The organism is Streptomyces sp. NPDC033165, from assembly GCF_055577965.1.
The window spans coordinates 277,291-297,389 of sequence record NZ_JBVIPK010000008.1 but is presented as its reverse complement, the minus strand read 5'-3'; the positions used below and the strand labels follow the sequence as shown (position 1 = coordinate 297,389).

20 protein-coding genes are annotated in these 20,099 nt (G+C 70.8%); 10 read left to right on the top strand and 10 right to left on the bottom strand.

Annotation, left to right across the window (positions count from 1 at the left end; genetic code table 11):
- From ACZ5WC_RS21130 to ACZ5WC_RS21120, 3 genes are read left to right on the top strand one after another with little or no spacing between them, the layout of a single operon-like run.
- Nucleotides 1-897 carry a UbiA prenyltransferase family protein gene (locus tag ACZ5WC_RS21130; protein ID WP_468542233.1) on the top strand — a complete coding sequence of 299 codons (897 nt, stop codon included), beginning with the start codon at nucleotides 1-3 and terminating at the stop codon, nucleotides 895-897.
- Between the two features lie 48 nt (nucleotides 898-945).
- Entirely contained in the window at nucleotides 946-1,953 is a 1,008-nt protein-coding gene (locus ACZ5WC_RS21125) for a glycosyltransferase (RefSeq protein ID WP_468542232.1), read from the top strand.
- Nucleotides 1,950-3,203, top strand: a complete 1,254-nt coding sequence (locus ACZ5WC_RS21120; protein ID WP_468542231.1) for an endonuclease/exonuclease/phosphatase family protein — start codon at nucleotides 1,950-1,952, stop codon at nucleotides 3,201-3,203. Before ACZ5WC_RS21125 ends, ACZ5WC_RS21120 begins: the two co-directional genes overlap by 4 nt.
- Nucleotides 3,204-3,243: 40 nt before the next feature.
- Here the strand turns inward: ACZ5WC_RS21120 and ACZ5WC_RS21115 are convergent, their stop codons facing one another.
- From ACZ5WC_RS21115 to ACZ5WC_RS21100, 4 genes are all read right to left on the bottom strand, one after another.
- Nucleotides 3,244-3,993, bottom strand: a complete 750-nt coding sequence (locus ACZ5WC_RS21115) for an AfsR/SARP family transcriptional regulator (protein ID WP_468542230.1) — start codon at nucleotides 3,991-3,993, stop codon at nucleotides 3,244-3,246.
- Between the two features lie 90 nt (nucleotides 3,994-4,083).
- Nucleotides 4,084-4,344, bottom strand: a complete 261-nt coding sequence (locus ACZ5WC_RS21110; protein ID WP_468542229.1) for a hypothetical protein — start codon at nucleotides 4,342-4,344, stop codon at nucleotides 4,084-4,086.
- A gap of 70 nt (nucleotides 4,345-4,414) precedes the next feature.
- Nucleotides 4,415-4,624 carry a hypothetical protein gene (locus tag ACZ5WC_RS21105; RefSeq protein WP_468542228.1) on the bottom strand — a complete coding sequence of 70 codons (210 nt, stop codon included), beginning with the start codon at nucleotides 4,622-4,624 and terminating at the stop codon, nucleotides 4,415-4,417.
- 335 nt (nucleotides 4,625-4,959) lie between these two features.
- Entirely contained in the window at nucleotides 4,960-5,724 is a 765-nt protein-coding gene (locus ACZ5WC_RS21100; RefSeq protein WP_468542308.1) for a GntR family transcriptional regulator, read from the bottom strand.
- Nucleotides 5,725-6,003: 279 nt separating this feature from the next.
- On the opposite strand from ACZ5WC_RS21100, the gene ACZ5WC_RS21095 reads away from it, so the two are divergent.
- The 4 genes from ACZ5WC_RS21095 to ACZ5WC_RS21080 all read left to right on the top strand — a co-directional run bounded on the left by ACZ5WC_RS21095 (nucleotide 6,004) and on the right by ACZ5WC_RS21080 (nucleotide 10,857).
- Nucleotides 6,004-7,296, top strand: coding sequence for an extracellular solute-binding protein (locus tag ACZ5WC_RS21095; protein WP_468542227.1), 1,293 nt, complete (start codon nucleotides 6,004-6,006; stop codon nucleotides 7,294-7,296).
- A gap of 129 nt (nucleotides 7,297-7,425) precedes the next feature.
- On the top strand, nucleotides 7,426-8,448 hold the full coding sequence (locus ACZ5WC_RS21090) for a carbohydrate ABC transporter permease (protein ID WP_468542226.1): 1,023 nt from the start codon (nucleotides 7,426-7,428) through the stop codon (nucleotides 8,446-8,448).
- 32 nt (nucleotides 8,449-8,480) lie between these two features.
- Entirely contained in the window at nucleotides 8,481-9,317 is an 837-nt protein-coding gene (locus ACZ5WC_RS21085; RefSeq protein WP_468542307.1) for a carbohydrate ABC transporter permease, read from the top strand.
- A 10-nt stretch (nucleotides 9,318-9,327) separates the two neighbouring features.
- Nucleotides 9,328-10,857 (top strand): glycoside hydrolase family 3 protein, encoded by a 1,530-nt coding sequence (locus ACZ5WC_RS21080; protein ID WP_468542225.1) that lies wholly within the window; start codon nucleotides 9,328-9,330, stop codon nucleotides 10,855-10,857.
- Between the two features lie 145 nt (nucleotides 10,858-11,002).
- On the opposite strand, the gene nagB is transcribed toward ACZ5WC_RS21080, so the two are convergent.
- A complete protein-coding gene (gene nagB, locus ACZ5WC_RS21075) occupies nucleotides 11,003-11,788 on the bottom strand; it encodes a glucosamine-6-phosphate deaminase (RefSeq protein WP_468542224.1) in 786 nt (261 codons plus the stop codon).
- Between the two features lie 274 nt (nucleotides 11,789-12,062).
- Between nagB and ACZ5WC_RS21070 the strand changes: the two genes are divergently transcribed.
- Nucleotides 12,063-13,145 (top strand): SIS domain-containing protein, encoded by a 1,083-nt coding sequence (locus ACZ5WC_RS21070; protein ID WP_468542223.1) that lies wholly within the window; start codon nucleotides 12,063-12,065, stop codon nucleotides 13,143-13,145.
- A gap of 412 nt (nucleotides 13,146-13,557) precedes the next feature.
- Entirely contained in the window at nucleotides 13,558-15,024 is a 1,467-nt protein-coding gene (locus ACZ5WC_RS21065; RefSeq protein ID WP_468542306.1) for a sensor histidine kinase, read from the top strand.
- Nucleotides 15,025-15,200: 176 nt separating this feature from the next.
- Here the strand turns inward: ACZ5WC_RS21065 and ACZ5WC_RS21060 are convergent, their stop codons facing one another.
- Both ACZ5WC_RS21060 and ACZ5WC_RS21055 read right to left on the bottom strand, forming a co-directional pair.
- Nucleotides 15,201-15,458, bottom strand: coding sequence for a WhiB family transcriptional regulator (locus ACZ5WC_RS21060; RefSeq protein ID WP_003953983.1), 258 nt, complete (start codon nucleotides 15,456-15,458; stop codon nucleotides 15,201-15,203).
- A gap of 319 nt (nucleotides 15,459-15,777) precedes the next feature.
- On the bottom strand, nucleotides 15,778-16,746 hold the full coding sequence (locus tag ACZ5WC_RS21055) for a diacylglycerol/lipid kinase family protein (protein ID WP_468542222.1): 969 nt from the start codon (nucleotides 16,744-16,746) through the stop codon (nucleotides 15,778-15,780).
- 166 nt (nucleotides 16,747-16,912) lie between these two features.
- On the opposite strand from ACZ5WC_RS21055, the gene ACZ5WC_RS21050 reads away from it, so the two are divergent.
- Entirely contained in the window at nucleotides 16,913-17,362 is a 450-nt protein-coding gene (locus ACZ5WC_RS21050) for a hypothetical protein (protein ID WP_468542221.1), read from the top strand.
- Between the two features lie 77 nt (nucleotides 17,363-17,439).
- Here the strand turns inward: ACZ5WC_RS21050 and ACZ5WC_RS21045 are convergent, their stop codons facing one another.
- The 3 genes from ACZ5WC_RS21045 to ACZ5WC_RS21035 form a co-directional block, all read right to left on the bottom strand.
- On the bottom strand, nucleotides 17,440-18,369 hold the full coding sequence (locus ACZ5WC_RS21045) for an RNA polymerase sigma factor SigF (RefSeq protein ID WP_096625999.1): 930 nt from the start codon (nucleotides 18,367-18,369) through the stop codon (nucleotides 17,440-17,442).
- Between the two features lie 23 nt (nucleotides 18,370-18,392).
- Nucleotides 18,393-18,806 (bottom strand): ATP-binding protein, encoded by a 414-nt coding sequence (locus tag ACZ5WC_RS21040; RefSeq protein ID WP_096626001.1) that lies wholly within the window; start codon nucleotides 18,804-18,806, stop codon nucleotides 18,393-18,395.
- A gap of 343 nt (nucleotides 18,807-19,149) precedes the next feature.
- The gene (locus tag ACZ5WC_RS21035; RefSeq protein WP_468542220.1) at nucleotides 19,150-20,073 is read right to left on the bottom strand and encodes a 1-aminocyclopropane-1-carboxylate deaminase/D-cysteine desulfhydrase; all 924 of its coding nucleotides are present in this window, start codon (nucleotides 20,071-20,073) and stop codon (nucleotides 19,150-19,152) included.
- Between the last annotated feature and the right edge of the window lie 26 nt (nucleotides 20,074-20,099).

Sequence of the window (20,099 nt, the reverse complement as noted above, 5' to 3'; positions counted from 1 at the left end):
ATGACCCAGCTAGCCGGACCCACCAGCGCCCCGGCACCGGTACGGACAGGAAGGCTGCCCGCGCCGCTCGCCCTGCTCAGACCCGGTCAGTGGCCCAAGAACCTGCTCGTGGTGCCCCTGGCCCTGCTCGGCGGCGCCCCGGACGCGACGACGGCCGTCCGGGTCGCCGTCGCGCTCGGCGCCTTCGTCCTCGCCTCATCCCTCGTCTACGTCCTGAACGACATCGCCGACGTGGAGCGCGACAAGCGGCACCCCGTCAAGCGTCACCGTCCCCTCGCCTCGGGGCAGATGAGCATGGCCTCGGCCGTGACCACGGCCCTCGTGCTGGGCGCCCTGCTCGTCCCCGCCCTGCTGACCCTCGGGCCCGAGTCCGCCCTGATCATCCTGTTGTACCTCGCCGTGAACGGCGCCTACAGCTGGAAGCTCAAGCACCTTCCCCTCCTCGACGTCTTCGTCGTCGCCGCCGGCTTCGTGCTCCGCCTGCTCGGCGGCTACGAGGCCGCCCAACGCCCGGTCGAGATGTGGCTGGTGCTGACCGTGCTGGCGTCCTGCCTGGTCCTGATCCTGGGCAAGCGGCGGCACGAGCTGAGCGTCTCCGGCACCGGGCACCGGCCGGCCCTCGTCGGCTACTCGGCCCACTTCCTCGACCTCGTCCTGGTCCTGTGCTCGGCCCTGACCCTCTTCGGCTACCTCCTCTATCTGCGCACCGAGTCGGGCTTTGGACCGTACGCCCTGCTCACGGCCGTGTGCGCGCTCTTCGCCCTCTTCCGCTACCTCCAGATCGTGATCGTGGACGGCGGCGGGGGCGAGCCCGTCAAGACCCTCCTGCGCGACCGGATCATGCTGGTCAACTCCGCCATCTGGGGCGCCCTGCTGGTCCCGCACCTGGTCCTCTGACCCCCGCGCCGCACCGCCCCAGCCCCTCCACCACCGACGAGGAATCCCATGTCAGCACCTCTCGTGTCGGTCGTCGTCCCGATGTACAACGACCGCCGGACCATCGACCTCTGCCTGCGTTCCATAGCAGAGCAGAGCTACCCCCACATCGAAGTGATCGTCGTCGACGACGCCAGCACCGACGGCTGCGCGGAGATCGCCGCCACCCACCCCGTCCAGCTCGTCCGCGTCCCGGAGAACGGCGGACCCGGCTCCTCCCGCAACGAAGGCGTCCGCCGCTCCAGGGGCGAGATCGTCTTCTTCCTGGACGCCGACCTGACCATGCACCCGGAGGCGGTCGCCGAGGCCGTCGCGCTGTTCGACGAGAACCCCTCGTACGGCGCGGTGTTCGGCATCCCCGACAAGGAGCCGCTGTTCGACGAGCCGCTCGTCGGCCAGTACCGCATCCTCCAGTACCACTACTGGCGCAAGAGCGCCGAAGGCCTGGTCAGCGGGGGCTTCTACGCGCTGGGCGCGGTCAGCAGGGCCGCCTTCATGGAGGCCGGGTGGTTCAATACCGCGCTGCGGCAGACCGAGGAGATCGACCACGCGGAACGGCTCGCCGCCCGGCGGCCCATGCTGCTCACGTCCCGGATCAGGGGCCGGCTGTCCGACGAGAGCCGGATGCGGCCCCTGCTGCGCAAGGCGTTCGTCCGCAGCCGGCTCCGGGTGCCGTTCTACTTCGACCGGGGCCGCGCCATGCAGGGCATGGAGACCGGCGGCCGTGCCGTCGCCTCCGCGCTGGGCGGCCTCGCCGTCGCGGCCCTGCCGTTCGGGTTCCTCCATCCGGCGGCCCTCCTGGTGACGCTGGCCGCCCTCACCGGGTCCGTGGTCGCGGACCTCGGGCAGTACCGCTTCGCGCTCCGTGAGCGCGGCCCGCTCTTCACCGCGTTCTTCACCGGCGCGCACCTGCTGGTGAACGCGGCGGTCGTGGCGGGTCTCGCCGTCGGTCTCGCGCAGTACGCGGCGAGCCGGCGCTTCCGGCGCATGTACCAGCCGCAGGAGAGCCTGGCATGACCGCGGGCAGCACCCCGCCCGCGCACGCGGTGGACACCGGGGACGCGGCACCCGCCGAAGCAGCCGGAGGGGACAGGACGGCCGGGGCGGCACGCACGGCGGTGGCGGGGGAGGACCCCGGTCGTCCGCGCCGGATCGCCCGCCTCCTCAGGCTCTGGTACGGCAGGCTCGTCCTCGTCAGCGCGGTGCTGTGGCTGCTGTACGCCGTGACGCGGGTCCTGCTGAGCGACCGCTGGCACTGGTCCCTCGTCCTCGACGCCGTACCACCGCTCCTCCTGCTCGGTGTCCCCGCCGCCTTCCTGGTCGCGGCCGCCGGTGCGTGCGGCCGGCGCCGCCCCCTCGCGGCAGGCACGGCCGGCCTGGCCCTGGCGCTGGCCCTGACCACGGGCTCGGGCCTGAACTGGCCCGCCCTCTGGCGCGATCCCGGCCCGGTACCGCCCGGCGCGCTGCGCGTGGTGTCGCTGAACACCCAGTACTGGGGGAAGGCGGCCGGTACCGACCGGCTCCGGGCCTTCCTGCGCGAGCACCCGGCCGACGTCTACCTGCTCCAGGAGCACGTCGCCTGGACCCCGGGCCTGGGGGAGGAGGGCTACGCCCGGCTCGACGACGACGAGGCGCTGCGCCGGCAGTTCCCCGGCTACCACATCGCCCGTAGGGGCGAGCTCCTCACCCTCTCGCGCTTCCCCGTCCTGTCGCAGACCTCCGTGGGCGTCCCTCCCGCCACCGACGGGAGGGACGACTTCGGCCGGGAGTTCCTGCGGGAGAAGGTGCTGCGGACCGACCTCGCGGTCGGTGACCGGGTGCTCAGCACGTACAACGTGCACATCACCGTGCCCATGGCCCTGGACAACCTGAACCCCTTCTCGGAGTTCGACCACGACGCCTACTTCCGCCGCAAGGACGCCTGGCGGCGGGAGGAGCTGCGCGGACTGGAACGGGACGTGGCGGCCAACCCCCACCCGTCGGTGATCGCCGGGGACTTCAACACCACCGCCGCGAGCAGGGCGCTCGACGGGCTGCGCGCCACCGCCACGGACGCCACTCCGGTGAGCGACGAGTTCCTCCCGCTGAGCTGGAAGTACGCCTCCCCGGGAGAGTTCTCCCTGGGAGGCGTACTCGACCGGCCCCTGCCGTTCTTCCGTCTGGACTGGGCCTTCACGGCAGGCGGGGCCGAGGCGCACCGGTACGCGTTCGTGCCGACCGACGGGCTGTCCGAGCACCGGATGCAGGACCTGTGGATCTCCTTCTGAGCCGTCCGGCGGGGGAGCGGGGCCGCCCGCGCCGGGACGGTCACGCGCTCAGGCGCTCCCCGAGGAGGATGGACCGCTCCATCGAGCTGAGCTTCGGACCGGGCTCTATCCCCAGCTCCTCGACGAGGGTCAGACGGATGCGCCGGTACGCGGCCAGCGCCTCGGCCGTCCGGCCGGAGCGGTGCAGCGCCAGCATCAGCTGGGCGTGCAACCGCTCGCGGAAGGGGTACGTCGACGTCAGGGCCATCAGCTCGCCGACGACGTCCTCGTGCCATCCGAGGTCCAGTTCGAGGCTGAGGCGTTCCTCGGTCGCCCGGATCCGCAGTTCCTCAAGGCGCCGGATACCCGGGTCGAGGGCCGGGCTCGTCTGCCCGGCGAGCGCGGGCCCGTTCCACAGGGCGAGCGCGTTGCGGAGCTCCAGCGCGGCTTCGGCCCTGCGGCCCTCGCCCGACAGCACGCGGGCGCGTTGCACGCGGCTCTCGAAGACGGCGGAGTCCAGGTCGTGGGGGCCGAGGCGGAGACGGTAGCCGTACGAGTGGGTCTCGATCAGCCCGGGGGCTCCGGCGGCGGCGAAGGCCCGGCGCAGCGCGGAGACGCAGATGCGGATCTGGGCACGGGCGCTGGCAGGGGGGTGGGGGCCCCAGACCGCTTCGACGAGGCCCTCGACCGAGACGGCCCAGTCGGCCTCCAGCGCGAGAGCGGCCAGGACGGTCTGCGTCCGTCTGCCCCCGAGGGGCACGGGACGGTCGGTGACGGTGGCGTGGAGGGGGCCCAGAATATGGACGAACACGGCTGAATTCCCCGTTCACTTCTCTGTTCTCTCCGGTCGGCACGTCCTGTGCCGGACCGGCGGAGGGGTTGCGGGAGGGGGCGGGAGGTCTCACAGGAGCCTGCAGTCGGTGATGCCGTAGCCGCTGACCTCGGGGGAGCGCGCCAGCATGCGCAGGCAGATACCCAGCGCGCGCCCGATGGCTTCGAGTTCGTCCGGGCAGTCGAGGCACAGTGCGATCCGGACGGAGCGGTCCCCGACCAGCGCGCGGGCGGTCTCGACCGGTTCCGTCGGCTCGATGGACCGGTACAGCGCCGCCAGCACGCCGCCGGGGGTGGGGTGTTCGGGGTCCGCCGCGGCGGGCGCGGACATCGATATGCCGATGAGGTAGATGGCGGGTCCTGCGGGGAGCGTAGTGCCGGCCGGGCGCGACGTGTGCCGGTCAGCCCCACGAGAAGCCGTCGGATGAGGCGGACGGCGCCGGTGTGGGCGCCGGGGCCTGATCGGCCGCCGAGGTGGTGGCGACGGCCCGCGGCGTGGTCGCGTCCGGGCCCGCCGTGGCGGCGGCGGACGGTCCGGCGGTGGCGAGCAGGGCGCCGAGGGCGGCGAGCGGGGCGGCGGCGAGGACGAGACGGCGGGCGGAAGAGCGCATGACGGAGACACCTCTGGGGTTCGGGATTCTGCGGAATGTGTCGATTGCCCGTTCGTGGGGCCCTTTCGACATGTTCAAGAATGCTCGAACGGGGCCGGAGTGTCAGCGTCCACCGCTGGCAGTAACCGCCCGGGCGTTTGGCGCCACCTCGCGGCCTCCCGTCCCGGGACGGCCCCACCAGGGCGATCGCGGGTGGTGTCACGTTCCTGCCGGGTACAAGGTGCCGAGGCTCCGGGGGCGGGTGCGGCCGGGTCCGGCGCGTGCGTGGCCGGAAAAGCGAAAGGAGGGGGGCGCCGTGGGTTCGGCGCCCCCCTCGTCCGGTCCTGCGGCTCCGCTCAGTCGTTGGGGCGCTTCAGGCGGGCCACGAACTTGTACCGGTCGCCGCGGTAGACGGACCGCACCCACTCGACCGGCTCGCCCTGGGCGTCCAGTGAGTGACGGGAGAGCATCAGCATCGGCAGGCCCACGTCCGTGCTCAGCAGACCCGCCTCGCGCGGGGTGGCCAGGGAGGTCTCGATGGTCTCCTCGGCCTCGGCGAGGCGGACGTCGTACACCTCGGCGAGCGCGGTGTAGAGCGAGGTGTACTTCACCAGCGAACGGCGCAGCGCCGGGAAGCGCTTGGCCGAAAGGTGGGTGGTCTCGATCGCCATCGGCTCCCCGCTGGCGAGCCGCAGCCGCTCGATGCGCAGCACCCGGCCGCCCGTCGAGATGTCCAGCAGACCGGCGAGCGTGTCGTCCGCCGTGACGTAGCCGATGTCCAGCAGCTGGGACGTCGGCTCCAGTCCCTGGGCGCGCATGTCCTCGGTGTACGAGGTGAGCTGGAGGGCCTGGGAGACCTTCGGCTTGGCGACGAAGGTGCCTTTGCCCTGGATGCGCTCCAGCCTGCCTTCGACGACCAGCTCCTGGAGGGCCTGGCGCACGGTGGTGCGCGAGGTGTCGAACTCGGCGGCCAGGGTGCGTTCGGGCGGCACCGGGGTGCCGGGCGGCAGGGTGTCCGTCATGTCGAGGAGATGCCGCTTGAGCCGGTAGTACTTCGGTACGCGCGCCGTGCGCGTACCGGTACCCGCCTCGTTCCCCGTACTGCCCCCGTCGGCACCCATGGCCCGCCTTCCCGACTGCTGCGTTGCTGCCGTCACCGGCTCCTCCGTCTGTTGCGGCTCACATGGTGGCACGGTCCGGTCACGGGTCCTCGCCCTCCCTCAGGTGTCGGTCCGATAACGGACGCGAGTGCACTTCTTATACACCCTTGACACCCCCAAAGGTCTAGGCCAAGCTCCCGGTACTGGTCTAAACCATTAAAGACCAGGTCCAGCCCCGGTGGAACTCGTCGAAAGTCTTCACGGTGGGTGGGGTTGCAGCATCCCTGAGGAGGGTTTGACGTGAAGCGCAAGCTCATCGCGGCTATCGGTGCCGCGGGCATGATGGTCTCTATCGCCGCGTGCGGTACGGACGGCGACACGGGCAAGGACGGCGGCAAGGCGTCCGGTGGAGACAAGACCCTGACCGTCTGGGTCATGGACGGTTCCGCCCCCGACGCATGGATGGCCGAGGTGAACAAGGCCTTCGAGGCCAAGCACCCGGGCGTCAAGGTCAAGGTCGAGAAGCAGGTCTGGAACGGCATCCAGGAGAAGATCACCACCTCCCTCTCCGAGGACACCCCGCCGGACGTCCTGGAGCTCGGCAACACCCAGACCGCCGGCTACGCCGACACCGGCGGCCTCGCCGACCTGACCGGCGACAAGGCCGCGCTGGGCTACGACGGCTGGAACAAGGGCATGGTGGCGTCCAACGAACTGGACGGCAAGCTCTACTCCGCCCCGTGGTACGCCGCCAACCGTGTCGTGGTCTACGACAAGGCGGCCTTCGAGAAGGCGGGCGTCACCCCGCCGAAGACCCGCGCCGAGTGGATCGAGGGCCTGAAGAAGCTCAAGGCCGCCGACGCCAAGACCCAGCCGATCTACCTGCCCGGCCAGAGCTGGTACGTTCTCGCCGGATTCGTCTGGGACGAGGGCAGCGACCTCGCGGTCAAGGACGGCGACGAGTGGAAGGGCAACCTGTCCTCCCCCGAGGCCCTCAGCGCCATGAACTTCTACAAGGAGCTGGCGTCCTATTCCACCGCTCCGAAGGACAAGGACGAGGCGACCCCGCAGCAGTCCACCGACATCATCCCCAAGGGCGGCGTGGCGTCCTGGATCGGTCTCGGCTGGGAGGCCGGCGGCGCGATCGACGCCATGAAGAAGGCCGGCAAGACTGCCGACTTCGGTTACTTCCCGATCCCGGGCAAGACGGCCGACAAGCCGGGATCCGTGTTCTTCGGCGGCTCGAACCTCGCCATCGCCGAGCGCTCCCCGAACAAGGAACTCGCGAAGGAGTGGCTGGCCCTCGCCGCGGGCAAGGAGTTCATGACGAAGTACGCCGCCGCCACCGAGGGCGCGCTGCTTCCGAACAGCGACGCGGCGCAGTTCAAGCCCGCCGCCGGCTCCTTCGCCGAAGCCATGGCCCTCTCCTCCGTCTCCGGCAAGATCACCCCGGTGACGCCGGGCTGGGCGAACGTCGAGACCGACCCGAACCCGATCAAGGACTACATGACCAAGGTCCTCAAGGGGCAGGACGCCAAGGCCGCGGCCGAGGAGGCCGACAAGGTCATCAACGAGCGCGTCAACCAGCAGTAGTTCGCAGTCCGGTGGTGCGGCCGGTTACTCAGCGGCCGCACCACCGGTGCTTTGCAGTGATCAGAGGCCCGTTCCCCCGGGCCGCGTCCCGGTGGGCGCGGGAGCCCCAGAACCGCGAGGAATAAGACCATGACCGTGGACTCCCAGGGGGCGGCGGATGCCGCTACCCAGGACGCGCCCGGGAGGGCGGCAGGGAAGTCTCAGACTCCGCCACCCCCTTCCGGCCCGAAGGAAGTCCTTAAGCCCTCGCGCGGGAGACGCTCCCTGCCCAGCGGGCTGTTGCCGTACCTGCTCGTCGCGCCGGCACTGTTGTCCATGGCGGTGCTGCTGCTTTACCCGCTGTTCCGGAACGTGGTCCTCTCCTTCCAGGGGGTCAACAAGCGGGAGATGATCCGGCGCGAGACGCCCTGGGTCGGCTTCGAGAACTACACCAAGCTCCTGAGCGACCCCGACTTCTGGACCGTCGTCGTCCGCTCGGTCGTCTTCACCGCGATCAACGTCGCCCTCATCATGGTCGTCGGCTCCCTGATCGGCCTGCTGCTCAACCGCCTGGGCAAGAAGATGCGGCTCGTCCTCTCCCTGGGCCTGATGTTCGCCTGGGCCATGCCGATCATCGCCTCGGTCACCGTCTTCCGATGGCTCTTCGACGAGCAGTTCGGCGTCGCCAACTGGGTGATGCGCACGCTCGGCTTCTCGGGCTACGAGCAGCACAACTGGTTCGAGACCGGCTTCGACGCACTCACCATCGTCCTGGTGCTACTCGTCTGGGGCTCGGTCCCCTTCGTCGCCCTCAACATGTACGCGGCCCTCACCACCGTCGGGTCGGAGCTGTACGAGGCCGCCAAGATGGACGGCGCGAGCGGCTGGCGCACCTTCTGGTCGGTGGTCTTCCCGAACCTGAAGCCGTTCTTCCTGATCACCACGTTCCTGGAGATCATCTGGGTCTTCAAGGCGTTCGCCCAGGTCTACGCCATGAACCAGGGCGGCCCCGACCGCGGCTCCGAGACCCTGCCCGTCTACGCCTACATCGAGGGCCTCGGACAGCAGCACTACGGCCTCGCGGCGGCCATCTCGATCCTCACGATCATCATGCTGATCGTCGCCATGTCCTTCTACTTCCGCCTGATCCTGAAGCAGGAGGATGAGCAGTGAGTACCACGCAGACCGCGCAGACCCCCCAGAAGCTGCGGACCCGCAAGCCCCTCCGGCCGGCCGCGGTGGCGAAGAACCTCGCCGCCCTCCTCCTCACCGGGCTCTTCATCTTCCCCGTCTACTGGATGGTCTCGTCCTCGCTGAAGCCGCAGCAGGAGATCCTCACCAAGGACCCCGTCTTCGTCTTCACACCGACCTTCGAGAACTACACGACGGCGACCGGCGTCGACCTGTTCTGGACGTACGTCACCAACAGCCTCCTGGTGACCCTCGGCGCGGTGATCCTCGCCCTCCTCGTCGCCCTGGCCGCGAGCTTCGCGATCGCCCGTATGAAGTTCAAGGGCCGCAAGGGGATCGTCCTCATCGTGATGATGGCGCAGATGGCCCCCTGGGAGGTCATGGTCATCGCGATGTACATGATCGCCCGCGACGGCGGCATGCTGAACAGCATCCCGCTGCTCACGATGATCTACTTCGTGATGGTCCTCCCCTTCACCATCTGGACCCTGCGCGGCTTCATCGCCGCCGTCCCGGTCGAGCTGGAGGAGGCCGCGCAGATCGACGGCTGCACCCGCGGCCAGGCCTTCCGCAAGGTGATCTTCCCGCTGCTCGCCCCCGGCCTGATGTCGACCTCGCTCTTCGGCTTCATCACCGCCTGGAACGAGTTCGCGATGGTCCTGGTCCTGAACAAGGACAAGGAGGCGCAGACCCTGACGCGCTGGCTGACGCAGTTCCAGACCGCGTTCGGCAACGACTGGGGCGCCACCATGGCCGCCTCCGCGCTCTTCTCACTCCCCGTGCTCGTCGTCTTCCTCTTCCTCCAGCGCAAGGCCGTCGGCGGCATGACCGCCGGCGCGGTGAAGGGATAAAGGGCTTCTCATGACCACACTCGTACACGGCTCCGACACCCTGACCCGCGACGCGCTCGCGGTGCTCCAGCCCGGATTCGCCGGAACCACCGCACCCGACTGGCTGCTGCGCCGCGTCGGAGAGGGCCTCGGAGCCGTCGGGGTCTTCGGCCGCAACGTCCACTCGCCCGAGCAGCTCGCCGCGCTCACCGAGCGGCTGCGCGCGGAGCGCGAGGACATCCTCGTCGCGATCGACGAGGAGAGCGGGGACGTGACCCGCCTGGAGGTCGTGCACGGGTCCTCGTTCCCCGGCAACTACGCCCTCGGCTCGGTGGACGACGTCCACCTCACCCGGTCCGTCGCCCAGGAGCTGGGCCGTCGGCTCGCCGAGTGCGGCGTCAACCTCAACTGGGCGCCGTCCGCCGACGTCAACGCCAACGTGGGCAACCCGGTCATCGGCGTACGTTCCTTCGGCGCCGACCCCCAGCTGGTCGCCCGGCACACCGCGGCGTACGTCGAGGGTCTCCAGGCCGCCGGCGTCGCCGCCTGCACCAAGCACTTCCCCGGACACGGCGACACCGCGGTCGACTCGCACCACGCGATCCCCCGTATCGATGTGGATCTCGACACCCTGCACGCCCGTGAGCTGGTGCCTTTCCGGGCGGCCATCGCCGCCGGTTCCCAATCGGTGATGAGCGCGCATATCCTGCTTCCCGCACTCGACCCCGACCGCCCGGCCACGGTCAGCCCGCAGATCCTCACCGGACTGCTGCGCCAGGAGCTGGGCTACGACGGCCTGATCGTCACGGACGGCATCGAGATGGAGGCCATCTCCAAGACCTACGGCATCGAGCGCGGCTCCGTCCTCGCCATCGCCGCGGGCTGCGACGCCATCTGTGTCGGCGGCGGTCTGTGCGACGAGGAGACGGTGCTGCGGCTCCGCGACGCCATCGTCGGCGCCGTACGCAGCGGGGAACTGGCCGAAGAGCGGCTCGCGGACGCGGCCGCCCGAGTACGAGCCCTCGCGTCCTGGACGCAGAGGGCCCGGGGGGATGTCCCGGAGCCGGGCGCGGAAGTGCAGGAGGGGACCGCGCCCGGCACCGGAGTCAGCTCCGACATCGGCCTGGTGGCCGCCCGCCGCGCGGTCCGGGTGACCGGCTCCGGCGACCGGCTGACGGAGGCGGCGTACGTCGCCACGTTCAGCCCGGTGGCGAACATCGCGGTCGGCGCCGAGACCCCGTGGGGCATCGCGACCGCCCTGACCGGTCTGCTGCCCGGTACCGAAGCGGACACGTACACCGACGAGAGCGCCGACCCGGTGGCCGCGGCCCTGGCGGCGGCGGGGGACCGTCGCATCGTCGCCGTCGTCCGCGACGAGCACCGGCACGCCTGGATGGGCAGGGCGCTCGACGCCTTGCTGGCGGCCCGCCCGGACACGATCGTGGTCGAGATGGGCCTGCCCCAGTCGGAGCCCCGGGGCGCCCTGTACGCGGCCACCCACGGCGCGGCGCGCGTCTGCGGCGAGGCGGCGGTGGAGGCGATCACGGACACGAAGCCCTGAGCCAGGGCGGCGGGTCAAAGCCTCCGGCGGCAGGATCAAGCCCGTCCGGCGATCGAGGACAAAGCCTCTCGCCGGACGGGCGGCACACGGCGAAGGGCCGGGACACCACCACGGTGCCCCGGCCCTTCGCCGTACCGCCAGGGGCCTACAGCCCCTGCCACGACGGCTTCGCCGCATACGTGGCCCGGAAGTAGTCCGCCAGCTTCAGCTTCGACGCCGCCGCCTCGTCGACCACCACCGTCGCGTGCGGGTGCAGCTGGAGCGCCGACGCGGGCACGATCGAGGCGACCGGTCCCTCCACCGTCTGGGAGACGGCCTCCGCCTTGCCCTCGCCGGTGGCCAGCAGGATCGGGTGCCGGGCGTCCAGGATCGTCCCGATGCCCTGGGTGATCACGTGGTGCGGCACCTGGTCGATGTCGTTGTCGAAGAACCGCGCGTTGTCGACCCGGGTCTGCTCGGTCAGCGTCTTGATCCGGGTGCGCGAGGCGAGCGAGGAGCACGGCTCGTTGAAGCCGATGTGCCCGTCGGTGCCGATGCCCAGCAGCTGGAGGTCGACGCCGCCCGCCTCCGCCAGCGCCCGGTCGTACGCCTCGCACGCGGCCTGGACGTCCTCGGCCGAGCCGTCGGGGCCCATGAAGGCCGCCTCGGACAGCCCGAGCGGCTCGACGACCTCGCGCAGGACCACCGAGCGGTACGACTCCGGGTGGCCCGCGGGCAGTCCGACATACTCGTCGAGCTGGCAGATCCGGGCGCGCGACGCGTCTACCGCGCCGGAGGCGACCTTCGCGGCGAGCGCACGGTAGATGGGCAGCGGAGTCGAGCCGGTGGCAACGCCGAGCAGGGCGTCGGGCTTGCGGCTGAGCAGGGCTGCGACGGCCTCCGCGATCAGTTCGCCGCCTGCCGTGGCGTCCGGGACGATGACAACTTCCACGCTGTGCCTGCCGATCTGACTAGGGGAGCCGGTGGTATAGACCAATCAAGTTCCCAATTTAGCAGAATCGGGCGGCCGTACGGTGAACAGTCCGCCCATCGGCCCGCACACTCGTGCGTCCACCGGCCCGCCCGCCCCGGCCCGCTGGCGGGCCTCGGCAATGCCTGGTCGACTTGTCCGGTACGGAACGGATCGCGCACCCCCGTGGACGCGCCTGCGTAGCCGCACCGCCCGTACGCCGACACCGCAGCCGACAGCGCAGGGAGGCCCCCACATGTCCGCCACCCCACCGGCCGACCGGAGCGGCCAGGGCGACGAGCCCGGCCGCATCATGTCCGGCGAGATGGCCGAGCAGCCCGCGATGCTGCGCCGCATCCTCGAACAGGGCGCGCCCCGCATCCGCGAGGTCGCCGCCGAGATCGCCGCCAAGAAGCCCCGGTTCGTGCTGCTCACCGCCCGGGGTACGTCGGACAACGCGGCGCTCTACGCGAAGTACCTGCTGGAGATCCGGCTCGGGCTGCCCTGCGGACTGGCCTCGATGTCCACCACGACGGCCTACGGGGCCAAGCCCGACCTGCGGGACGTCCTGGTGGTCACCGTCAGTCAGTCGGGCGGCTCGCCGGACCTGGTGGCCTCCACGAGGGCCGCCCGGGACGCCGGGGCCGTCACCCTCGCCGTCACCAACAACCCGGACTCGGCGCTCGCTGCCGTCTCGGAGCACCACATCGACATCCTGGCGGGCCCGGAGAAGGCGCTCCCGGCCACCAAGACGTACACCGCGTCCCTCCTCTCCCTCTACCTCTTCGTGGAGGGCCTCGCCGGGGTGGACGGTACGAAGGCCGCAGCCGGCCTGCCCGACCTGGCGGGCGCGATCCTCGGCCGCCGCGCCGAGGTCAAGGCGCTGGCCTCCCGCTACCGCTTCGCCGAACGCATGGTGATCACCTCGCGCGGCTACGGCTACCCCACGGCCAAGGAAGCGGCGCTGAAGCTGATGGAGACCAGCTACATCCCCGCTCTCTCCTACTCCGGCGCGGATCTGCTGCACGGCCCGCTGGCGATGGTCGACAACATCTCCCCGGTGATCGCCGTGGTCACCGACGGCCGGGGTGGCGAGGCCCTCCAGCCGGTGCTGGACCGGCTGCGGGGCCGTGGCGCGGACCTGTTCGTGGTCGGCCCCAAGGCTCAGGTGGAGGAGGCGTCGGCGGGCTTCTCGCTGCCCACGGCCGGGGTTCCGGAGGAGTTGCAGCCGGTCCTGGAGATCCTGCCGCTCCAGATGCTGGCGTACGAGGTGACGATCGCCCGGGGCCAGGACCCGGACGCCCCGCGCGCCCTGGCCAAGGTCACCGAGACCCGCTGAGAGCCGGGAGGCGATAGTGCCCCGCAGGTGATGCGCCCGAGAACACCCGCGGGCCGCGGCGCCAGAGCGGGACCCTCAGCCCGCCCGGCACCGCAGCCCGGAGCTGCCTGGCCGGCGGTGTGCGGTGCCGTCGGCCACATGAGGCACCTTGCGCGGTCAGGGCAGAGAGCGCCGGTGCCTCGGTCCGCTCTCCTGTGCGGGGAGAGCGGGGTCTTGTGAACTCATTGTGGACTAGACCAATTGCCCGTGTCCATCCGTGTGCACGACTCCATCCGTGTGCACGACATTCTCCGGCCCCGCACCACACCTGTCCATCGGCCTTCACCCGATGCCCCGCAGCTTGGCACGGCCGGGCGGGCCGTTCGGTTCGAACACGCGCGGTAACCCCAGGTACGCTCCACCCGTGCCCTCCATGAACGACCTCGTCCGCCAGCACACCGCTCTGAGCGACACCGACCTTGAGTGGCTCCACCTGCTGGTCTCGGAGTGGCAGCTGCTCTCCGACCTCTCCTTCGCCGACCTCGTGCTCTGGGTCCCCACCCGCGACGGCACCCGGTACGTCTCCGTCGCCCAGATGCGCCCCAACACCGGGCCCACCTCCTACCAGGACGACATGGTCGGCCACCTGGTGCCGCGCGGCCGCCGTCCGCTGCTGGACGCCGCGCTGGACGAGGGCAGGATCGTGCGCGAGGGCGACCCGGAGTGGCGCGAGGAGGTGCCCGTACGGGTCGAGTCCATCCCCGTACGCCGCGAGGGCCGGGTGCTCGGCGTCATCGCCCGTAACACCAACCTGCTCACCGTGCGCACCCCCTCCCGGCTGGAGCTCACCTACCTCCAGTCGGCGTCCGACCTGGCCCAGATGATCGCCGCCGGGGCCTTCCCCTTCCCCGGCCAGCAGGTCGACATGGACGCCTCCCCGCGCGTCGGCGACGGGCTGATCCGGCTCGACGCCGACGGGATCGTCCAGTACGCCAGCCCCAACGGCCTCTCCGCCTACCACCGCCTCGGCCTCGCCTCCGACCTGGTCGGCCACCACCTCGGTACCGTCACCGCCGAACTGGCCCCCTCCCGGGGGCCGGTGGACGAGGCCTTGGTCAAGGTCGCCAGCGGTTACGCGCCCCGCGAGTTCGAGGTCGAGTGCGCGGGCGGGGTCATCCAGCTGCGGGCCATCCCGCTCAAACCCAAGGGGGCCCGGATCGGCTCGCTGGTCCTGCTCCGGGACGTCACCGAACTCCGCCGCCGCGAACGCGAGTTGATCACCAAGGACGCGACCATCCGGGAGATCCACCACCGGGTGAAGAACAACCTCCAGACGGTGGCCGCCCTGTTGCGCCTCCAGGCCCGCAGGATGGACTCCGAGCAGGGGCGCGAGGCGCTCAACGAGGCCGTCCGGCGCGTCGGCTCGATCGCCATCGTCCACGAGACGCTCTCCCAGAACCTGGACGAGCGCGTCGAGTTCGACGAGATCGCCGACCGGGTCATCGCGATGGTGTCCGAGATCTCCCCGGGCAAGGTGACCTGTCGGCGCACCGGACGCTTCGGCATCCTCGACGCCGAGGTCGCCACCCCGCTGTCCATGGTGCTGACCGAGGTTCTCCAGAACGCCCTGGAGCACGCGTTCGCCGTGGCCGACCACGGGACGGTGGAGGTCTCGGCCGTGCGCGGCGGATCGCCGGCCGAGGGGCGGCTGCTGATCACGGTCACCGACGACGGCCGCGGACTGCCCGAGGGCTTCGACCCGAAGCGGGCCGGAAACCTGGGCCTCCAGATCGTACGGACGCTGGTGGAGGGGGAATTGGGCGGTGTGTTCGGCATGGTCCCGGCCCCCGGGCGCGGCACCCAGGTGGTCCTGGACCTCCCGGTCCGGGGCGACAAGTAGGAGTGGGCGCGGGAGCGCACACAGCAGAGCGGGCCCGGACCGTGGTGACGGTCCGGGCCCGCTCCGTGGTGCTCACGTTGCGATGCGCTTCGGGGTACTGCGCGCTGCGACTCGAAGGCGGGGCTGTGCGTACGCTCTGTACGCGCCGCCGGGCTGAGGCTTGGTGCGGGGGTCGCTCAGGCGCTGGCGTTACGCGCCCGGTTGCGAGCGGCGCGGCGCTTCATCGCACGGCGCTCGTCCTCGCTGAGGCCACCCCATACGCCGGAGTCCTGACCGGACTCAAGCGCCCACTGCAGGCACTGCTCCATGACGGGGCAGCGGCGGCAGACAGCCTTGGCTTCCTCGATCTGCAGCAGCGCAGGACCGGTGTTGCCGATGGGGAAGAACAGCTCGGGGTCTTCCTCACGACAAACGGCGTTGTGACGCCAGTCCATGGCTGCTACCTCTCCTTGGTATTACACGCTTGTTGCTTGTGAATGTGAACGCTTTCACGAATCCCCCCGCAGATGACGGGCCGACTCCCAGATGAACTGGGTGTGGTCTGTGAGGTGAGGAGGGGTTCTGGCTCTCAGTGGAGGCCGGTGTTGCGGGCCGTCCCGATCGCCATGTAGAGATTCGCAAACCTCGGCGGCGGATACAACCCCTTCTGGAAAGTTTTTTTTGATTCCTCGGTGTCGACTAGGTCACAGCCGCACTTCTAAGGGGTGGGGGCCAGTCCAAACGTTCGAGTTAAAGGACTTTCGGCCCTTCCACTCACACAATCACACGCAGTGCACGGCGTACGCCTGTGAACGTCACGCTCGTACGCAGTCCCAAGTGGTCGCCGTCCATCTGGAAGGGCAGTGGGACCTTTGAATGCAAGGTGAAGTCGGTGAGGTCGTGCAGCGAAACGGCGTGCTTGCCGCGCGGCCCCTTCTCGGGGCTCGATGTGAGCAGCTGGGTGCCGTAACGAGCCACCGCCGGAGTGGACAGGCGCTTCAGTCCGAGGACGTCCAGCGCGGTGTCGAAGGAGGCCTTCGGTGAGGCGTAGACCGGACGATTGCCCAGGTAGGTCCAGGGTGCGGTGTTGCAGATTATGGAGAGCGCGAGGTCGGTGACCGGGTCCTGGCCGGGCACGTCGAGCGTGATCGTCCCGTGCCGCCGGTGGGCCTCGTTCAGGAACTGCCGCACCACCTGGCGTACGTACAGGGCGTGCGTCGACCGCTTGCCGCCCTCGCGCTTCTGTTCGACCCGGCCGACCACTCCCGCGTCGAAGCCGAGACCGGCACAGAAAGTGAACCAGCGTTCGGGGACGGATTCGTCCTCGGTGCCCGGAGTGCCGGCCGCGAGCCCCAGGCCGACCGTGCGTTCGGTCTGGTTCTCCAGGGCGTCCAGGATCGCGCCGGTCGCCTCGACCGCGTCGTTGGGCAGCCCCAGGGCGCGCGCGAAGACATTGGTGGAGCCGCCGGGAACCACGGCGAGCCTCGGCAGGCGGTCCACGTCCGGGCCCCGGTGAAGCAGCCCGTTCGCGACCTCGTTCACCGTGCCGTCGCCGCCGAGGGCGACCACCAGGTCGATGTCGTCGCTGTCCGCGGCCCGCCGCCCCAGATCCCGTGCGTGCCCCCGGTACTCCGTGGTCACCGCCTCCAGCTTCATCTCGCTGGCCAGCGCGTGGATCAGCACGTCACGGGTGCGCGCACTGGTGGTGGTGGCAGCTGGGTTGACCACGAGGAGTGCGCGCATGCCCGCCAGCCTACCTACCGGGTGGTTCGGTCCAGTAGTCCCGGTTCGCTGTGCTCCTCGCCGGTGACGCCCCGTGACCGCCGCTCTCCTCCCGCGTACGGGACGGGGAGGGCGGCCGCGCACCCCGGCTTCACTTCCGGCCCTCCGGGATGCCAACCTGAAGGGCGTGAGCACTGAAGCGACCTCGTCCTCCCCCTCGCCCGCCGTGACGGAGCGCCCGCGAAGGATCACCGTCCTCGCCGGGATCAACGCCCTCGAAGGCGCGGCGCTCGCCATCGGCGGGATCTACCTGCTGGCCATGGGGCTGCTCGGCCGCCTCGAAAGCACGCAGCAGGCGGAGACGGTCGGTATCACCCTGATCGCCCTGGGCGCCATTCCGCTGCTCGCCGCCCGCGGGCTGATGCTGCTGCGCAGCTGGAGCCGGGGCCCCGCGCTGATCACGCAGATCATGGCGCTGCCGGTGGCCTGGACGCTGCTGCGGTCGCAGGGCGCGCTCATCCCCACCGGGATCGTCCTCGCGGTGGTCGCCGTGACCGGTCTGGTGCTCGTCCTGAACCCGGCGACCACCGAGATCCTGGGCATCCGCCGGGGACCCGCGAGGACCCCCGACGCCTGAGCCCGGCAGGGCCCGGGACCACTGGAGCACTGGGACCACTGGGGCCACTACAGGGGGGCTGCTCCTCACCCCGGGCGTTACTCCTCGACGAGCAGCCGCTCGCGCAGCTGCGCCAGGGTGCGGGCCAGCAGCCGCGAGACGTGCATCTGCGAGATGCCGACCTCCTGGGCGATCTGCGACTGGGTCATGTTGCCGAAGAAGCGCAGCAGCAGGATGCGCTTCTCCCGCGGCGGCAGGTCCTCCAGGAGCGGCTTGAGGGACTCCCGGTACTCCACGCCCTCCAGGGCCTCGTCCTCCGAGCCCAGGGTGTCCGCGACGGCGGGGGACTCGTCGTCGGTGTCCGGCACGTCCAGCGACAGCGTGCTGTACGCGTTGGCGGACTCCAGGCCCTCCAGCACCTCCTCCTCGGAGATGCCGAGCCGCTCGGCCAGCTCGTGCACGGTCGGTGAGCGGCCGTGCTGCTGGGAGAGCTCCGCGGTGGCCGTGGTCAGCGAAAGCCGCAGCTCCTGGAGGCGGCGCGGCACCCGCACCGCCCAGCCCTTGTCCCGGAAGTGGCGCTTGATCTCGCCGACCACCGTGGGGGTCGCGTACGTCGAGAACTCCACGCCCCGGTCCGGGTCGAACCGGTCCACCGACTTGATCAGCCCGATGGTGGCGACCTGGGTCAGGTCGTCCAGGGGCTCGCCGCGGTTGCGGAAGCGGCGGGCCAGGTGCTCGACCAGCGGCAGATGCATGCGCACCAGCCGATTGCGCAGCTCGGCCTTCTCCGCGGAGCCGTCGGGCAGCTCCCGCAACTCGATGAACAGGGCCCGCGCCCCGCTGCGGTCGTGTGGATCGTGGTGCCCGTGCTCGCTCATCTGGCCCGCCCGCTCTGCCTGCGACTGCTGCTCCACCGCGACGTTGAGGCTCTCGGGCCCGTCCGCTCCGTCCACCGGATGCGGCCGGGCCTGTTGCTCCGGGATGCCTGCTGGGCGCACCACCCCGGGTCGGATCGTCTCGTCCCGCACAGGACCGTCCCCGTTCCCGTCGCTCACGCCGGCCCGGGGCCCGCGCCGCGCTGTTTGTAGAGGCTGATGCTGACCGTACGGTCATCGGCGACCGTGGACTCGACCTTGCCCGCCAGTGCGGAGAGCACCGTCCAGGCGAAGGTGTCGCGCTCGGGCGCCCGGCCGTCCGTCGTGGGGGCCGACACCGTCACTTCGAGGGAGTCGTCGACGAGGCGGAAGACGCAGCTGAGGACGGAGCCCGGCACGGCCTGCTGAAGCAGGATCGCGCAGGCCTCGTCGACCGCGATACGAAGATCCTCGATCTCGTCGAGAGTGAAGTCCAAACGCGCTGCGAGACCGGCCGTGGCCGTTCGCAGCACCGACAGGTAGGCACCCGCAGCGGGCAGCCGGACTTCCACGAAGTCCTGATTCCCGGGCTCGCCTGCGATCTGGGACACCCTCACCTCCAAGGTGGCACAAACTCTTTCGAGGTTCCGGGAAGGGTGGCCCGGAGCCATGCGGTCCGTCGACGGTTCTTGGCTTGGCGACGCTATCGGATCCATGATGCCGTGTGACGCGGACCCCAGTCCCCGACCGTCACTCATGGTAGGCATATGGGTACGCACAGTGGCTAGGGGTCTGCGGCCTCCAATTACGAAGAACCGGCGCCGGATTGACGTACCCAGACGTCAGGCGATCGAACCGTCCCCGAAGCACCGGCGCCGGCTCCCGCCCGCCTCGAAGCTCCGCGTCACGGGGTGTCCGTTCGCCTGGAAGTGTTCGGTCCGAGCGGGGCGGCGGTCAGTCGGGTGACTTCCGGGCGGTCGGGGCCTCCGGGGTGCCGGTCACGACGGCGGCCACCCGGGTGCCCGGCCGGAACGCCCCCTCCTCGGCCAGTGCGGTCAGCGCGAACAGCAGTTTCGCGACGTAGACGCGCTCCACGGGCAGCCCGTGCCGGTCTTCGAAGTCCGCGGCGAAGGCCTCCAGCTCCGGGGTGGAACGGGCGTAGCCGCCGAAGGCGAAGCGCTCGTCCAGCGACCAGCTCCCGACCGGTCCGCCGAACGCCTCGCGCTGAAGGCGCTCCACGGCCTCGCCCAGGAAGCCGCCGCGCAGCACGGGGATGCCGAGGGCCCGCTGCCCGGGGGCCAGACCCGCGGCGAGACCGGCGAGGGTCCCGCCGGTCCCGCAGGCCACGGCAGCCACATCGGCCTCACCGGCCAGCTCGCGCCCCAGCGCCGTACAGCCCTGAGCAGCCAACGCGTTGCTCCCGCCCTCCGGGATGACCACCGCGTCCCCGTACCGGCTCAGCAGGCCGTCCAGGACCTCGGGGGAGGCCTTCGCGCGGTACGTCGTACGGTCCACGAAGTGCAGCCGCATGCCGTCGTCCGCGCACCGGGCCAGCGACGGGTTGAGCGGCCGGCGGGCCAGCTCGTCGCCGCGGACGACGCCGATGGTGGGAAAGCCCAGCAGCCTTCCGGCAGCCGCGGTGGCCCGCAGGTGGTTGGAGTACGCCCCGCCGAACGTCAGCACGGGGCGCCCGGCGGCCGCCGCCAGGTTGAGGGCGAGCTTGCGCCATTTGTTGCCCGGCAGGTCGGGGTGGATCAGGTCGTCCCTCTTGAGGAACAGCCGCACTCCGCGGCGCGCGAAACGCTCGTCCCGGACCGCTTGCAGCGGGGAGGGCACCTGGGGGTGCAGAAGGGCGTCGAGGCCGGGCGGGCGGTTCACCTGCCCATTGTCGCCCGCTCGTGGTT

What these genes read in the sequence shown, in the direction of transcription:
- ACZ5WC_RS21125 (WP_468542232.1), top strand. Translation starts at nt 946, where the DNA reads ATGTCAGCACCTCTCGTGTCGGTCGTCGTCCCGATGTACAACGACCGC.
- ACZ5WC_RS21110 (WP_468542229.1), bottom strand. Translation starts at nt 4,344, where the DNA reads ATGTCCGCGCCCGCCGCGGCGGACCCCGAACACCCCACCCCCGGCGGC.
- ACZ5WC_RS21100 (WP_468542308.1), bottom strand. Translation starts at nt 5,724, where the DNA reads ATGGGTGCCGACGGGGGCAGTACGGGGAACGAGGCGGGTACCGGTACG.
- ACZ5WC_RS21070 (WP_468542223.1), top strand. Translation starts at nt 12,063, where the DNA reads ATGTCCGCCACCCCACCGGCCGACCGGAGCGGCCAGGGCGACGAGCCC.
- ACZ5WC_RS21060 (WP_003953983.1), bottom strand. Translation starts at nt 15,458, where the DNA reads ATGGACTGGCGTCACAACGCCGTTTGTCGTGAGGAAGACCCCGAGCTG.
- ACZ5WC_RS21090 (WP_468542226.1), top strand. Translation starts at nt 7,426, where the DNA reads ATGACCGTGGACTCCCAGGGGGCGGCGGATGCCGCTACCCAGGACGCG.
- ACZ5WC_RS21130 (WP_468542233.1), top strand. Translation starts at nt 1, where the DNA reads ATGACCCAGCTAGCCGGACCCACCAGCGCCCCGGCACCGGTACGGACA.
- ACZ5WC_RS21065 (WP_468542306.1), top strand. Translation starts at nt 13,558, where the DNA reads ATGAACGACCTCGTCCGCCAGCACACCGCTCTGAGCGACACCGACCTT.
- ACZ5WC_RS21105 (WP_468542228.1), bottom strand. Translation starts at nt 4,624, where the DNA reads ATGCGCTCTTCCGCCCGCCGTCTCGTCCTCGCCGCCGCCCCGCTCGCC.
- ACZ5WC_RS21120 (WP_468542231.1), top strand. Translation starts at nt 1,950, where the DNA reads ATGACCGCGGGCAGCACCCCGCCCGCGCACGCGGTGGACACCGGGGAC.
- ACZ5WC_RS21080 (WP_468542225.1), top strand. Translation starts at nt 9,328, where the DNA reads ATGACCACACTCGTACACGGCTCCGACACCCTGACCCGCGACGCGCTC.
- ACZ5WC_RS21055 (WP_468542222.1), bottom strand. Translation starts at nt 16,746, where the DNA reads ATGCGCGCACTCCTCGTGGTCAACCCAGCTGCCACCACCACCAGTGCG.